Origin of the sequence: Caballeronia sp. SBC1, assembly GCF_011493005.1 — a bacterium.
Lineage (GTDB): Bacteria > Pseudomonadota > Gammaproteobacteria > Burkholderiales > Burkholderiaceae > Caballeronia.
In genome coordinates this window covers 1,512,017-1,526,389 of the sequence record NZ_CP049157.1, presented here as the reverse complement: position 1 = coordinate 1,526,389, position 14,373 = coordinate 1,512,017, and the positions used below count along the sequence as shown (strand labels likewise).

Genomic DNA, 14,373 nt, shown 5'->3' with positions numbered 1-14,373 from the left:
TCCGGATAAAGCGGCTAGGTTGAACGCTAAGTGACATGGCTAAGGCTGATTGAAGGATACCTTGGTCGGTCTTTGATCGCTGAACACACTTAAACACTCAGGTAGGCCCGCCGCACCGCTTCGTCGCGGGCGAGCTCGTCTATGGTGCCGCCAAACCGAATCTGTCCTTTTTCGAGCACATACGCACGGTCGCTGACAAGCTCGGCGAAATGCATGTTCTGCTCGGACAGCAAGATAGACAGCCCCTCGCGCTTCAACTCGAGAATCATGTTCGCCATCTGCTCAACGATGATCGGCGCCACGCCCTCAGACGGTTCATCAAGCAACACCAGCGTAGGGTTGCCCATCAGCGTACGCGACACGGTCAGCATTTGCTGCTCGCCGCCGCTCATCTGGCTGCCCGGGCGATTCGGCATCTCACCAAGATTCGGGAACAGGCGGAACAGTTTTTCCGGTGTCCAGCGAGGTGCGTCGTCGCGCGGAGGCTGGCGGCCGGTATCGAGATTCTCCATGACTGTCAGGTCGCCGAACACGCGCCGGTCTTCTGGCACGAAGCCCATGCCGAGTCGCGCAATACGGTACGGCGGCAGCTTCGCGATGTCATGCCCGCAGAAATTGATCGCTCCCTGCCGCGACGGCAGCATGCCCATCAGCGCTTTCATTGTCGTCGACTTGCCCGCGCCGTTGCGGCCCATCAGCGCGACCACTTCACCGCGGCCGACTTCGAGTTCAACGTCGTACAGGATCTGCGCGCGGCCATAGAACGCGTTCAGGCCGGAGACTTTCAGCATGCTCTTGTCTTGAGTGGCCGGGTTCATTACGCGACTCCGTCTGCCGCGAGTGACGCACGCGGCGTGAAAGATTTTCCCGTGCCGAAATACACTTCGCGCACACGTGGATCGTTGCGGACGGTTTCCGCGTCCCCCTCGCCAATCAGCTTGCCGCGAGCGAGCACGATCAGTTTGTCGGCGTAGGCGAACACCACGTCCATGCTGTGCTCGGTGAAGAGCACACCAAGCTTGTGGTCGATCACCAGTTGTTTGGTCAGCGCCATCAGGTCGTTGCGTTCCTTGGGCGCCATGCCCGCCGTCGGTTCGTCCATCAGCAGGAGTTTTGGTTTATTGGCAAGTGCGATGGCCAGTTCGACGCGCTTTACATCGCCGTAAGCCAGCACGCCGCACGCGCGCTTCGCATGCGCCGCCATGCCCACTTGTTCGAGCAGTGCGATCGCTTCATCGGCGTGAATGGACGATGCCGGTTTCCACAGGTTGAATAGCTGCCGGTCCCGCGAAACAAGCGCCATCTGCACGTTTTCAATCACCGTCATGGAATTGAAAGTCGCGGCGATCTGGAAGGTGCGGCCAACGCCAAGACGCCAGATATCGCGCGGGCGTTTGCCGGCGATCTCGTGACCATCGAAGAGGATCGAACCTGCGCTTGGCCTCAACTGCCCGTTGAGCATGTTGAAGCAGGTCGACTTGCCGGCACCGTTCGGACCAATCAGCGCGAGCAACTGTCCTGCGTGCAGGTCGAAGGAAACGTCGTCGACTGCTTTGACGCCGCCGAACGACTTCGCGAGATGAGAGACGCGCAGAAGGGTCACAGCGCCTCCTTGGCGGGTTGCGAGGCAACGCTGCCATCGGAATTTTTACGCGATCCAAGCTTGTCTCGCACGAACCCCACGATCCCCTGCGGGAACGCGATCACCAGCACGAGGATTGCCGCGCCCAGCAGGGCCTCCCAGTAGTCCGTCTGACGCGCGACCGTATCTTGAAGCCAGGTGAACACCGCCGCGCCGACAATCGGGCCGGTGAGCGTCTGCAAGCCACCCAGCAGCACCATGACGAGGCCATCGACCGAGCGCCCAACGCTGATCACCTCCGGCGAGATCGACCCCTTGGAGAACGCATACAGCGATCCCGCGAGGCCGCAGAACAATGACGCGATAATGAAAGCGACCCACTGCACACGCTTCACATCGATACCGATTGCTTCGGCACGCAGGGTTGAATCGCGCGACGCGCGCATGGCATAACCGAGCGGTGAGAACAACATTCGCCGCAGGAGCCAGACACCCAGGACCGCGAATACCAAGGTCACGTAGTAATACGCCACCGTCGAGCTGAGCCAGGTCGACGGCCACAGGTTGAGGATGCCGTTGCTGCCGCCGGTCACCGCGTCCCACTGGAACACGATCGACCAGACGATCTGCGCGAAGGCCAGCGTCAGCATCGCGAGATAAACGCCCGACAAGCGCACGCAGAACCATCCGAACACGATCGCCCCAACGCCGGCAAGCAGCGGGCCGAGCACGAGCGCGGCTTCCATCGGCAGGTTCAGGACCTTCAGGAACAACGCTGCACCATACGCGCCCAAGCCGAAATACGCGGCATGACCGAACGAGTGCATGCCGCCCGGACCCATGATGAAATGCAGGCTCGTTGCAAACAACACCGCGATCAGGATCTCGACCAGCAGCACGGGCATGTACGGAAACACGCCTGAAAGCAGCGGTGCGAGCACAAGCACCGTGAGCACGAGACCAGCGAAAATTTTCAGCCGGGTATCGGCGGGACGCAGTGGAGTTTCGGCGGCGGCCATGGTGCGAACAGCGGCCTGGGCGCGACCGAGCAGACCCCACGGCCGCACGACGAGCACGATAGCCATCACCACGAACTCGGCCACCAGCGTGAACTTGCTCAACGAAAACACCACGCCGCCAATGGTTACGTCGCCTATGCCAATGCATAGCGCCTTGATCTCCGCGATCAGCAAGGCGGCCACGAACGCGCCGGGAATCGAGCCCATTCCGCCGACCACCACCACGACGAACGCATTGCCGATCGTATCGATATCAAGCGACAGATTCGCCGACATGCGCGGCACCTGCAGCGCGCCGCCAAGCCCCGCTAGAAATGCGCCGATAAAAAACACACCCGTAAATAGCCAAGCCTGGTTGATACCAAGCGCACCGAGCATTTCACGGTCACTGGTCGCGGCGCGCACCAGCGTGCCCAAGCGCGTTTTAGTCAGACCGAACCAAAGGATCGCCAGCACCACGGGACCGATCACGATCAATGCAATGTCATAGGTGGGCAGTGCGTGGCCGAGCAGATTGACCGCGCCGCCCAGCAGCGGAGCGCGCGGCCCGAACAGGTCTTCCGGGCCCCAAATATACAGTGCAGCGTCGCGAAAGATCAGCACCAGCGCAAACGTCGCCAGCAGGTGGAATAACTCAGGCGCCTGATAAATGCGCCGGAGCACGATCACTTCGACCAGCGCACCAAGCACGGCAACTACAAGCGCTGCTGCAAGCATCGAAAGCCAGAACCCCGCGACAGTCGAACCAAAGCGGCTGGCGATGCTGTAGGCCACATACACGCCAAGCATGTAGAACGAGCCGTGCGCAAAGTTGACGATTCGCGTCACACCGAAGATCAGAGACAAACCGGACGCGACAAGAAACATGGCGCAGGCGTCCGCTAGTCCGTTGATGAGTTGCACAGCCAGATTCGAAAGCATCGACGCCTCTATAGCTCGGGATTCATCAAGGTGTTCGCGTCGGCAAGGCCGCTTTTTCAAGCGCCATTCCAGCATGCCGATATAAATGTACACGCTCTAATTCTAGTCTTCTATGCAATGACCATGCCCACTTTATAGCTAGAGACTTATACTAGGTTGCATGGTGCTTACCCCTTGTTTTACTGGGTTTTGTAGCTGACGCAAAGCTAACAGTCATGCAAGAACGCTTGTTGTGCTGCACCTTATAAAATCAGCGTACACGCCATAATCGCTTTTCCGGTGCGACGGTCCCGCTATTGGTGCAATGCAAAGGACCGGCGGATGAATTGCACCAGACGAAACGAATTGATAAGCCTGGCCGCAGCCACAAAAAAATCCACTGCCGACACATCGCGCAAATCGCGCCTACTCGACATCAGGTGCGCTTAGCTTGCGCAGCAAATACAGTACGGCCACGCGTTCCGCTTCATTCAACTCACCCATGGTCAGCTCGCTGATGCGCAAGGCGGTTGGCGTGATCTCCTCAACCAGGCTTTCACCCGCCCGCGTCAGTTGCACCGTCACCTTTCTGCGGTCGTCGGGGTTCGTCTGCAACTCGATCAGCTCACGTGCCCTCAGACGTTCAATTATGCCGCGTACCGTGGCTGCATCGATCGCGGTCGCCTTGCCCAGGTCGCTCATTGAAGACGGCCCGAGCCTTCGGCTGGCGCTCAATACCGCAAACTGCACGGCGGTCAGTTGAGGGTCGTCGATGGTCTGGCTGAAGATGGCAAGATGGCGCTGATAAGCCTTGCGAAGTAGATGCCCGATCTGCTCCGACACCTCATAGCGGGACACGGCGTCCTGTGCAGCTTGCGATGAACCGGAAGGAAGCTTTGAAGGCGCCATGATAGTTCGAATGCCGGTAGGGTGGAGGGAACGGTCGCTTGTCCGGGCTAGGCAGCGCCATTCATCAAGGTAGCGGAACAACATTCCGCCTGCCGCTAGTGCACATGTTTCCGGATTCGCGCCGACGCCTGCGCCACATCTTTCCACGGCGCTTCATTCGGTGCGAATGTAGCGCGGATATAAGACACGAGATCAGCGATCTGACGGTCGTCGAATGAATCCTTGAAGCCCGGCATGTAACCAAGTGCATCGGTTGCGGGAGCATCAATGCCATTCTGGATGACGTTCAGCAGGTTGTCCGGCGTGCCTTCGCTCACGCTGGTGTTCAGCGCGAGAAGCGGACGCACCCCGAAGTTGCCAACACCGCCCGTCGCCGCGTGACAGACCGCGCATGCGCCTTCAAAGATCCGCCGACCGCTGTCGAGTCCCTGCAGGGTCACGGCGCTTGTGGCGAGATCGTGTATAGGCTGGGGAACTGGAGCGGGAACGGCAGCCGGCTGCGGCGACAGCGACGCCACGTAATGCGCCATCGCACGCACGTCCTCTTCCGGCAGCGTAGACAAGCTCGCGACAACCGGCGCCATTGGGCCCGCCGCGACGCCATGCTCGTGCGAGAAACCCGTCTTCAGATAGTCATACAACGCCTGCTCGGTCCAGCGCACCGGCGCCTTCGAATTGGCGACGAGCGACGGCGCTACCCAGCCTTCGGCGCTGCCGCCTGTCAGGTACAAGCGACCGCCCTTCTCCGCCCCGAATGCATTGCGCGGCGAATGGCACGCGCTGCAATGTCCCGCGCCATCGACGAGATACGCGCCGCGATTCCACAACGCCGAGCGCGTTGGGTCGGGCTTGAACTCGCCCTGCTTCAGATAGAGCGCGTTCCATCCAGCGACCAGCGCGCGCTGATTCAGCGGAAATGGCAAGCGCGTGACAGGCGGCGAATTTTCGACCGCCGGTTGCGACATCAAATACCCGTACAGCGCGGTCATGTCCGCTTCGCTCATCTTCGTGAACGCGGTGTAGGGAAACGCGGGATATAGATGATGGCCGTCGCGTGAAATGCCCTGGCGCATCGCCCGGTCGAACGCGGCGAACGACCAGTTGCCGATGCCCGTCTTCGCATCGGGCGTCAGGTTGGTCGTGTAGACCATGCCAAAAGGCGTTTCAAGGCCGAGGCCACCGGCATTGACCGCGCCGCCGGGCGCCGTATGGCAGACCGCGCAATCGCCGAACTCGGCAATCTGGCGGCCGCGCGCGATGGTGGCGTCGGACCACGTCGATGCAGCCGGCCGGGCGATCGGTTCAATCGGGGCACGCAAGGGCCACAGCGTGCACGCCAGCCCGATCAGGCTGCCCACCAAGCCACCGGCAGCCAGCGAGGCCCACAGCGAGCGTTTTGCGCGCCATGGTGCGTTGCCGATCGTGCCTTTGGGACGCCCAGAACCCGGGATTCCGCCAAGCGCCGCAAGCACGCGCTCCGGCGTGAACGGCGGCGCTCGAAAACGCACGCCGGTTGCATCGTAAAGCGCATTGGCAATAGCCGCCGCGGCCGGAGAGACATCGATTTCCAGACGATCGCCGGCAGCGCTCTGCGTAGCGACTTCGCCCGATGCCGCCGATGCGGGAGCAAGTTCATGCGATACGGCTTGCGCGCCCGGGGTCTCGTCGTGTGAGGGTCGCGCAATGAGTTGCAGACCCAGGGCGCGCGAAGCCGCAGCAGCGATCTGCCGGGCCGGAACGCCATTCAACCGGCCAATTCTGCGGCGTCCGCTTGCACGCCCCGCGACCACCCGCTTGAGCGCAACATCACCGGTCAGGCGGTTCACATCGAGATCAACGATCCACGCCGAATAGTCGGGTGTCGGGTTATCGGCGGATGCCGCGTCGTGTTCGTCGAACGCGAAACCGCGGCCATGCGCGACTTCGCCGTCCGCGAGGCGCGTCTTGCGATCCGGCTTATCGGTGTTCCACGCTGCGCGCTGCGTCACTGTGTCGATCAGTTCCCTCGCGCCGCCGTACTCCACCGGATCGAGGTGATCGAGACGAAACGAAACCGGATCACGATGATGATCGCGCGCGATTTCATCGACGAAAGACTCGCGTGCGAAGGTATGCGCCGAGCCAGGAATCAGCGCGGCGGGATCGTCGACAAGCGACGAGGCACGCGATGAAGAATAAGGACCCGGATCTTGCGCGATCGCTTCGCCGCCTGTTAAGCCCGGCGTTCGCGCCGTGTAACGCCAATCGAGCAGCGCACCTTCGCCATCCAGCGACGCGGCGACGCAAACTTCCGCCTCCCTGACTTGAGACACCGCCATATAACCGCCAACGCACATCGTCCGGCCGGTCTCCGCCATCAAGACAACCGCAGCAAGCGCGGCATGCGTGGCGATCAGCGGATCGGCACGGCCATCGTGTGCATCGAGCGAATGCAACGCAAAGCGCTCGGGCGCCAGGCCCGTGATAGCGGCAAGTTTCGCGCGTAGATCCGCAGTCTCGGGAACACTGCTCCAGACCGCGATACTACCGGCGTCGTCACACGCAATGGCCTCGCACGGCACCAACCTGTCCGCCGGAATCGGCCATACGTAGAGCGCTTCCTGCTGCAAGCCCGAGTGTTGCACGGGTAAAGAATGGGGATTGCCGGCATGCTGCGCACGGGTCGATAACACCAGCCGGCAAGCAGCGTCGCGTGCCAGTTCGAAACGCTCAGCCACGAACGCGGCCACGTTGCCCGCGACCACCCAGCACACGCCCGCTTCCACGCTCAACTGTTGCGCAGACGCGAGCAGCGCAGCGTCGGCGCCCCCCAGCACGCACGCGTGAAGCGTCGACTCGGGCATCAGCACGGGTCCGCCAGAACTTCCTTCGTGCACGGCGTCCATTACATCGGGTCCATTACAGGGCGTCCATTACATGGGGTCGAATGAATCAGCGTTTTTGTTCGCGTTTCAGATACTCGGCCGCGCGATGCACGGCCTTCATGATTTCAATGTGCGTGCCGCAACGGCACAAGTTGAAGCGCAGCGCGTCACGGATATCGTCGTCATCGGGCGTAGGATTGCGGTCGAGCAACGCCTTCGTGCTCATGATCATGCCGTTAAGACAGTAGCCGCATTGCGCCGCTTGTTCGTCGATAAAAGCCCGCTGGATCGGATGCAGCGCATCCAGCGTTCCAAGCCCTTCGAGCGTGAGCGTCTCGCGTCCAATAGCTGCCGCGACCGGCACGACGCATGACCGCGCGGGACCGCCATCCAGCAGCACCGTGCACGCACCGCACTGGCCAAGACCACAACCGTACTTCGGCCCGTTCAGTTCGAAGTCATTGCGCAGCACATATAGCAAGGGTGTGTCGCGGGTTACGTCGACCGTGCGAGTGCTCCCGTTGACGGTCAGCGTCAACGGTCCGGAAAGCGGTGTGGCGGAAGCAGACACGCTCATTTTCTAGTCATCGAATCAAGACCGCTAACTGCAGCTCATTTAAACCTTGCCGCACGCGGTCGGGCCGAAATATCAGGCGGCAGCCGTTGAAACTTGCTTGGCCGACGGCGACTTCAACGGCTCGTTGAACACGTCATAAGCGAACACCCATGCCGGATCTTCGTTAGTGCGCAGCCACGTGTTGTTGTGCGAGACCAGTTGCACCTTCGACGCACGCTCCGCACGATTCGCTTCATACAACGCGAACGCACCGGCGTAATCGGTCGTCCCAACTTCGTCCAGGCAACGCGTAAGCATGGCTGCATCCTCAATCGCCATGGCCGCCCCCTGCGCCATATGCGGCTTCATTGGATGGCATGCGTCGCCGAGCAGAACCAGGCGGCCGCGGCTCCACAACGGCAGCGGATCGCGTTCCAGCAGCGGCCACTTCGTCACTTCAGGCGTAGCGTCAATCAGCTTCTGCACCGACGGATGATAGCCCGCGAACGCCTCGCGCATTTCGTCGCGGCTGCTTGGCGCAACCGACTGCCCTGCCGGCCACTCAGCCTGCGGAACGCCGGTCACGTAATAGATTTCATCGCGCCTGGAGGTCACGTAATACACCATCATGTGGCGGTCTTCCGACCACCACTTTACACACAGATCGAAAGGATCGGTGCCGAGCAGCGAGGCGGGAAATACCGCGCGATGTGCAACATAACCCGTGTAACGCGGCGGTTCCGCGCCGAGCAGATGGTCGCGGATCTTCGAGTTCACGCCGTCCGCGCCAATCACGATATCCGCGGTCTCGACGCTGCCGTCCGCAAACGTCAGCCGCACCTCATTGTCCAGCTCCTCAATCCCGCTCAGGCACTTGCTGAACTCGATGGTGCCGGGCGCCACCGCCTCGGTCATCAGCGCATGGAAGTCGCCGCGATGCACAGTCAGATACGACGCGCCATATTCCTTCAGCGCGAACTCGCCCAGCGGAATCTGCGCGATGGCTTCGCCCGTTTTCCAGTCGCGGCTATACCAGTAGTCGGGGTGCGAACCCATGACGTTCAACGCGTCTTCGCAATCCATGCGACGCATGATCTTCATCACGTTGGGACCAAGGTGAATCCCCGCGCCAAGACGTGAAAACGCGGGAGCCTGCTCGTACAGACGAACCGAATACCCGGCCCGCTGCATCAGCGCCGCAGCTGCTGTTCCGCCAAGGCCCGCGCCAATGATTGCAATACGGGGTTTGCTCATGATGATCTCTCCATGTCTGGCGCTCGCCGAAAGTCATTCAGTCGAGCCTGTTAAATGAACCTATATCGAGTGTACACATTGAATTTTTTGGAGTAAAGAAAATTTGCATTGAGTCGATGCGGATGCGTTTTATCCCTTTATTTGTGCACTTTATAAGGGTTTTCACCAATCTAAAGCACACTTGCACCATTAAAAAATGTTTTCTGAATCTTGTTAAATTACAATGTGTACACTAGACTTTATCGAATCATTCAGGCGCAGCATTTGCCCACTTATTCCCAAGACATACGGAGTCGACCAGATGACGAAAACCTTGCGCATCGGCCAGATCGTGCCGAGCTCGAACACCACGATGGAAACCGAAATCCCGGCCATGCTGCTCGCCCGCCAAACCATCCGCCCGGAGCGCTTCACGTTCCACTCCAGCCGCATGCGCATGAAGAAGGTGGTCAAGGAGGAGCTTGCGGCCATGGACGCTGAATCGGATCGCTGCGCGCTGGAACTCAGCGACGCGCGCGTGGACGTGCTCGGTTATGCGTGCCTGGTCGCAATCATGGCGATGGGACACGGCTACCACCGCGTGTCGCAAAAGCGGCTGCACGAGCGCACCGTCGAGAACGGCGGCGCCGCGCCGGTCATCACCAGCGCAGGCGCGCTGGTCGAGGCATTGAAGGTCATCGGGGCGAAGCGCATTGTGGTGGTTGCTCCCTACATGAAACCGCTGACAGAACTGGTGGTGGACTACATCCGCAATGAGGGTTTTGAAGTCGTCGCTTACCGGGCGCTCGAAATTCCCGACAATCTGGATGTCGGCCGCCACGACCCGCGCCTGTTGCCGGATATCGTGAAAACCCTGCCCTATCAAGATGTCGATGCAATCGTCTTGTCGGCCTGCGTGCAGATGCCATCGCTTGCCGCAGTGCCGCAAGTCGAGGCCATGACGGGCAAGCCGGTCATTACTGCTGCCATTGCCACAACTTACGCCATGCTGCGCGAGCTCGATCTCGAACGTGTGGTGCCGGGCGCGGGCGCACTGTTGTCCGGCGCTTATTGATTGCTTATTGATTGCTTATTGATTGCTTATTGATTGCTTATTGATTGCTTATTGATTGCTCATTGATTGCTTACTGATCGCTTTCGACGCTTAGCTTTCGATCCATCCACGGACTCCGCGATGACCTCAACTTTTCTCTACGGCGCGAACGTCCACGCCAACGGCATTCGCCAGCATTACCTACGCTACGGCGGCACCGAGGGCGTGCGCGCCGGCCGTCCCGCCGTGATCCTGATTCCGGGCATTACCAGCCCGGCCGTCACGTGGGGGTTTGTCGGCGAAACGCTTGGCCGCCAGTTCGATACCTACGTGCTCGACGTACGCGGCCGCGGTTTGTCCGAAGCATCGTCAACGCTTGACTACAGCCTCGACGCGCAAGCCGCCGATGTCATCGCGCTCGCTGAAGCGCTCGGCCTTGAACACTATGCGCTCGTTGGCCATTCCATGGGCGCACGCATCGCTATCCGTGCTGCCCGCAGCGCGCCGAAGGGCCTGGCGCGCACGGTGCTGGTCGATCCGCCGGTGTCGGGACCGGGCCGCCGCGCCTATCCGGCGAAGCTGCCGTGGTACGTCGATTCGATCCGGCTGGCTTTGAAAGGCATTGACGCCGAAGGCATGCGCGCTTTCTGTCCGACCTGGACGGAAGAGCAGTTGCGCCTGCGTGCGCAGTGGCTGCATACCTGCGATGAACGCGGCATGCTGACGTCGTTCGAAGGCTTCCATACCGACGACATCCACGCCGACCTGCCCCTGCTTCGCGTCCCTTCGCTGCTGATCACGGCCGCGCGCGGCGACGTCGTGCTGGACGAAGACGTGCAGGAAATGCAAGCGCTTAGCCCGGGACTACTGCATACCCGCGTGCCGAACGCCGGCCACATGATTCCGTGGGACAACGAAGCCGGCTTCTATGAAGCCTTCGCCGATTTCCTCGGCGCAAAGCTCGTCTAAAGCTAAGCACGGCCCAGGACGAGCCGACACTGACACTCATTCTTCAGGAGTCAACATGCCAATCAGCGATTACGAAATGATCGCCGCGTGGAAGCAGGTACTGACGTTGTCGAAGCTGCAGGCCGGCCAGACCGTCACTATCCTCACCAGCGCGTCCACGCATCCACAAACGCTTTCAAGCGCACTGATCGCCACGCAGTCCATGGGCGCGATCGTCAACCGGCTCGACCTGTTGCCGGTGAACGGCGAAAAGGCGCTGAGCCGTGACTCGCTCGCGTATCTTGGCACCACGCCTCTCACCGGCAACCTGGCCGCTATTGCTGCGTTGAAGGCAAGCGATCTCGTGCTCGACCTGATGACCTTGTTGTTCTCGCCCGAGCAGCACGAGATCCTCGCGACCGGCACGAAGATCCTGCTCGCAGTCGAGCCGCCCGAAGTGCTCGCGCGGCTAGTGCCCACCGAAGCCGATCGCACCCGCGTGCGCGCAGCGGCCGAGCGGATCAAGGCGTCGCGTGAAATGCGCGTCAAGTCAAAAGCGGGCACGGAACTCGTGTGCCCGCTGGGCGAGTTTCCCGCTATCTCCGAGTATGGTTTTGTTGATGAACCTGGCCGCTGGGATCACTGGCCAAGCGGTTTTGTGCTGACATTCCCGAACGAAGGACAAGCGAGCGGCCAGATCGTGATCGATCGCGGCGACATCTTGCTGCCGCAGAAAAAGTACGTGAACGATCCGATCACGCTCACCGTGGAAAACGGTTACGCCACGCGCATTGATGGCGGTGTGGACGCGGCCTTGCTAAGCGACTACATGGCCTCGTTCAACGACCCTGAAGGCTACGCAATCTCACATATCGGCTGGGGTTTGCAGCCTCGCGCACGCTGGTCGACGCTCGGACTGTATGACCGCGAGGCGACCATCGGTATGGATGCACGCGCGTTTGAAGGCAACTTCCTGTTTTCGCTTGGACCCAACAATGAAGCAGGCGGCAAGCGCACGACCACGTGTCACATCGACATCCCCCTGCGCCATTGCGACGTGATGCTCGACGGCGTTGCCGTGGTCCGCGATGGCGTGGTGATGGACCGATAGATATAGACCCCCCTTGGAGCAATCTGAATGAGCGAGATCCAGAGCCACGCCGAATCGGGCGTGTACAAACAACAGGGATTCGGCACGCCGTTGCCTGTGAAAGGCAATATCGGCTTGCTGATTGTCGATTTCGTGGTCGGCTTTGCGGACCCCAAGACCTTCGGCGGCGGCAACATTGCGGCGGCCATCGAACGCACGGTGCATCTTCTGGCCGCCGCGCGCCGGCATGGCTGGCCAGTTGCGCATAGCCGCATTGTGTACGCGGCAGACGGCAGCGACGACAACGTGTTTTCGTTGAAAGTGCCAGGCATGGCGACGCTCACCGAAGACCATCCGAACAGCGCAATCGTGCCTGAGTTGACGCCTGCAGCGGGCGAGTTGGTCGTGCGCAAGACCGTGCCTTCCGCGTTCTTCGGCACGCAACTCGCGCCGTGGTTATCCCAGCGTGCGGTGCAGACGTTGATCGTGGCCGGTGCGGTGACGAGCGGATGCGTGCGCGCAAGCGTAGTGGATGCGATGTCGCATGGTTTCCGTCCGCTGGTTGTGTCCGATTGCGTCGGCGACCGCGCGATCGGTCCGCACGATGCAAATCTCTTCGACATGCAACAAAAATATGCCGCTGTCATGACGCTCGACGAAGCGCTTGCGACGATAGAACAAAGTCACGCCTAAGCACTCGACCGTCCGCTTTTAATCACCTCCGTTTAGCACTCCAGCGTCCTCCGGGTTCAGCCCGCGGGACGCTTCATCACGTCTATATAAAAAATCATAAGCTATTGATTTATATAGCATTTTTGTAAAATAAACGTTGCATTTCTGATTTTGGTTTCGTAACTTTGCATGTGTCGCGACACATGCTCCGAGCTCTTCCGAACGCGCTCAAGTCATGCCTCGTTCAGCTCACGTCTTCAACGATCGACAACCAAAAATCAATGACTCATTTCTCGCGCCTGCCCTATCAACGTAACCGGTTGTTCAAGCCCGCAGCACTCACAGCAGCTTCGTTGGCAGTCCTCGCGGTATCGGCATTGCCGTGCACGGCGCATGCGCAAGTCACGCTCTATGGCGCGGTTGATTCGGGCGTCACCTATGTCAACAACGTGCGCACCACGGCTAACGCGGCGGGCAACTACGCCGGCTCCTCAGTGACGCGCATGGCAAACGGCGTGGTGTGGGGATCGCGATTCGGCTTGAAGGGAACCGAGGATCTGGGCGGCGGCAATCAAGTCATCTTCACGCTTGAAAACGGCTTCACGCCGTCTAACGGCGCGCTGGGAAACAGCGGCCGCTTGTTCGGACGGCAAGCGTTCGTGGGGCTGGCCAATTCGCAATACGGCACCGTCACGCTGGGACGCCAATACGACTCGGCCAACGAGTATGTCGGCAACCTGATCTACGGCATGGGCAGCAGCTTCGTGCACGTCGGCGACCTTGATCACCTCGATACCATCGCGCGCGTGGACAACGCATTGAAATACACCAGCCCGCTGATAGGCGGCTTTCGCTTCGGTGGCCTGTATTCATTCGGCGGCACGCCCGGCACGATGTCTTCGGGCTCGACATGGAGCGTCGGTGGTTCGTATGCGCAAGGACCGCTTGCACTTGCAGCAAGCTACGTGGACATGCGCCGCTCGACCACCGCCGACCCGACGACCTGGAGCGCAACCGCCGACAGCGTGTTCAACTCATCGGTGAATGAGGGTTACGCGAGCGCGCAAAGCGCAAAGTTTGCCGCCGTCGCCGCGCAATATCAGATCGGCGGATTGAAGGCGGGCCTGACTTATACGAACACACGCTATATCGCGGGGAATACCTCGCTATTCGACGGCTCCGCCGTCTTCGACAACTACTCGACCTACCTCAAGTACCTCGTCACGCCAGCGACCCAACTGTTTGCGACCTATGGCTACACCACGCGCCACGACGTCTCCACCGCGCAGGGCCAAGCCGGCACCGCGCATTACAACCAGTGGGCCAGCGGCGTGAACTACTCGCTCTCGAAGCGAACCGGCGTCTATGCGCAGGCGGTGTATGTGCGCGCCAGTGGCGACGCGGTGAATGCACGCGGCCAGATTGTTGCGGCGACCGGCGTAGCGGGTGACCTGACGCTCGGCGCATCGGCTGCGACCGCCGGCCAGTTCGCGACAACGCTCGGCCTCTACCACCTGTTCTGATCTTTCTTCACGGCACCGATTTT

At 60.7% G+C, this 14,373-nt stretch carries 12 protein-coding genes; 5 read left to right on the top strand and 7 right to left on the bottom strand.

Translation table 11 applies throughout. The features are described from left to right. Positions 1 to 89: 89 nt before the first annotated feature. From SBC1_RS24835 to SBC1_RS24805, 7 genes are all read right to left on the bottom strand, one after another. Complete coding sequence (locus SBC1_RS24835) at positions 90 to 818, bottom strand: ABC transporter ATP-binding protein (RefSeq protein WP_206366093.1); 729 nt, start codon at positions 816 to 818, stop codon at positions 90 to 92. Further along, positions 818 to 1,603: an ABC transporter ATP-binding protein gene (locus SBC1_RS24830; RefSeq protein WP_165094134.1), complete on the bottom strand. Its 786-nt coding sequence runs from the start codon at positions 1,601 to 1,603 to the stop codon at positions 818 to 820. The genes SBC1_RS24835 and SBC1_RS24830 overlap by 1 nt, the downstream gene beginning before the upstream one ends. Next, on the bottom strand, positions 1,600 to 3,522 hold the full coding sequence (locus SBC1_RS24825; protein WP_165094139.1) for an ABC transporter permease: 1,923 nt from the start codon (positions 3,520 to 3,522) through the stop codon (positions 1,600 to 1,602). The genes SBC1_RS24830 and SBC1_RS24825 overlap by 4 nt, the downstream gene beginning before the upstream one ends. 405 nt (positions 3,523 to 3,927) lie before the next feature. Next, on the bottom strand, positions 3,928 to 4,410 hold the full coding sequence (locus SBC1_RS24820; protein WP_165094144.1) for a MarR family winged helix-turn-helix transcriptional regulator: 483 nt from the start codon (positions 4,408 to 4,410) through the stop codon (positions 3,928 to 3,930). 95 nt (positions 4,411 to 4,505) lie between these two features. Beyond that, positions 4,506 to 7,295: a cytochrome c gene (locus SBC1_RS24815; protein ID WP_241202199.1), complete on the bottom strand. Its 2,790-nt coding sequence runs from the start codon at positions 7,293 to 7,295 to the stop codon at positions 4,506 to 4,508. Positions 7,296 to 7,341: 46 nt separating this feature from the next. Next, positions 7,342 to 7,851: a (2Fe-2S)-binding protein gene (locus SBC1_RS24810; RefSeq protein ID WP_165094148.1), complete on the bottom strand. Its 510-nt coding sequence runs from the start codon at positions 7,849 to 7,851 to the stop codon at positions 7,342 to 7,344. A gap of 72 nt (positions 7,852 to 7,923) precedes the next feature. After that, on the bottom strand, positions 7,924 to 9,084 hold the full coding sequence (locus SBC1_RS24805; RefSeq protein ID WP_165094153.1) for an FAD-dependent monooxygenase: 1,161 nt from the start codon (positions 9,082 to 9,084) through the stop codon (positions 7,924 to 7,926). A gap of 301 nt (positions 9,085 to 9,385) precedes the next feature. Between SBC1_RS24805 and SBC1_RS24800 the strand changes: the two genes are divergently transcribed. The 5 genes from SBC1_RS24800 to SBC1_RS24780 all read left to right on the top strand — a co-directional run bounded on the left by SBC1_RS24800 (position 9,386) and on the right by SBC1_RS24780 (position 14,350). Then, positions 9,386 to 10,138, top strand: coding sequence for an Asp/Glu racemase (locus SBC1_RS24800; RefSeq protein ID WP_165094158.1), 753 nt, complete (start codon positions 9,386 to 9,388; stop codon positions 10,136 to 10,138). A 120-nt stretch (positions 10,139 to 10,258) separates the two neighbouring features. Next, a complete protein-coding gene (locus SBC1_RS24795) occupies positions 10,259 to 11,086 on the top strand; it encodes an alpha/beta fold hydrolase (RefSeq protein ID WP_165094163.1) in 828 nt (275 codons plus the stop codon). Between the two features lie 55 nt (positions 11,087 to 11,141). Next, positions 11,142 to 12,176: a 2,5-dihydroxypyridine 5,6-dioxygenase gene (locus tag SBC1_RS24790; RefSeq protein WP_097271277.1), complete on the top strand. Its 1,035-nt coding sequence runs from the start codon at positions 11,142 to 11,144 to the stop codon at positions 12,174 to 12,176. A 27-nt stretch (positions 12,177 to 12,203) separates the two neighbouring features. Then, complete coding sequence (locus SBC1_RS24785; RefSeq protein ID WP_165094167.1) at positions 12,204 to 12,848, top strand: N-carbamoylsarcosine amidohydrolase; 645 nt, start codon at positions 12,204 to 12,206, stop codon at positions 12,846 to 12,848. Between the two features lie 260 nt (positions 12,849 to 13,108). Next, positions 13,109 to 14,350 carry a porin gene (locus SBC1_RS24780; RefSeq protein WP_165094172.1) on the top strand — a complete coding sequence of 414 codons (1,242 nt, stop codon included), beginning with the start codon at positions 13,109 to 13,111 and terminating at the stop codon, positions 14,348 to 14,350. Positions 14,351 to 14,373: the final 23 nt, after the last annotated feature.

What these genes read in the sequence shown, in the direction of transcription:
- SBC1_RS24810 (WP_165094148.1), bottom strand. Translation starts at nt 7,851, where the DNA reads ATGAGCGTGTCTGCTTCCGCCACACCGCTTTCCGGACCGTTGACGCTG.
- SBC1_RS24790 (WP_097271277.1), top strand. Translation starts at nt 11,142, where the DNA reads ATGCCAATCAGCGATTACGAAATGATCGCCGCGTGGAAGCAGGTACTG.
- SBC1_RS24795 (WP_165094163.1), top strand. Translation starts at nt 10,259, where the DNA reads ATGACCTCAACTTTTCTCTACGGCGCGAACGTCCACGCCAACGGCATT.
- SBC1_RS24820 (WP_165094144.1), bottom strand. Translation starts at nt 4,410, where the DNA reads ATGGCGCCTTCAAAGCTTCCTTCCGGTTCATCGCAAGCTGCACAGGAC.
- SBC1_RS24805 (WP_165094153.1), bottom strand. Translation starts at nt 9,084, where the DNA reads ATGAGCAAACCCCGTATTGCAATCATTGGCGCGGGCCTTGGCGGAACA.
- SBC1_RS24825 (WP_165094139.1), bottom strand. Translation starts at nt 3,522, where the DNA reads ATGCTTTCGAATCTGGCTGTGCAACTCATCAACGGACTAGCGGACGCC.
- SBC1_RS24835 (WP_206366093.1), bottom strand. Translation starts at nt 818, where the DNA reads ATGAACCCGGCCACTCAAGACAAGAGCATGCTGAAAGTCTCCGGCCTG.
- SBC1_RS24780 (WP_165094172.1), top strand. Translation starts at nt 13,109, where the DNA reads ATGACTCATTTCTCGCGCCTGCCCTATCAACGTAACCGGTTGTTCAAG.
- SBC1_RS24815 (WP_241202199.1), bottom strand. Translation starts at nt 7,295, where the DNA reads ATGGACGCCGTGCACGAAGGAAGTTCTGGCGGACCCGTGCTGATGCCC.
- SBC1_RS24785 (WP_165094167.1), top strand. Translation starts at nt 12,204, where the DNA reads ATGAGCGAGATCCAGAGCCACGCCGAATCGGGCGTGTACAAACAACAG.
- SBC1_RS24800 (WP_165094158.1), top strand. Translation starts at nt 9,386, where the DNA reads ATGACGAAAACCTTGCGCATCGGCCAGATCGTGCCGAGCTCGAACACC.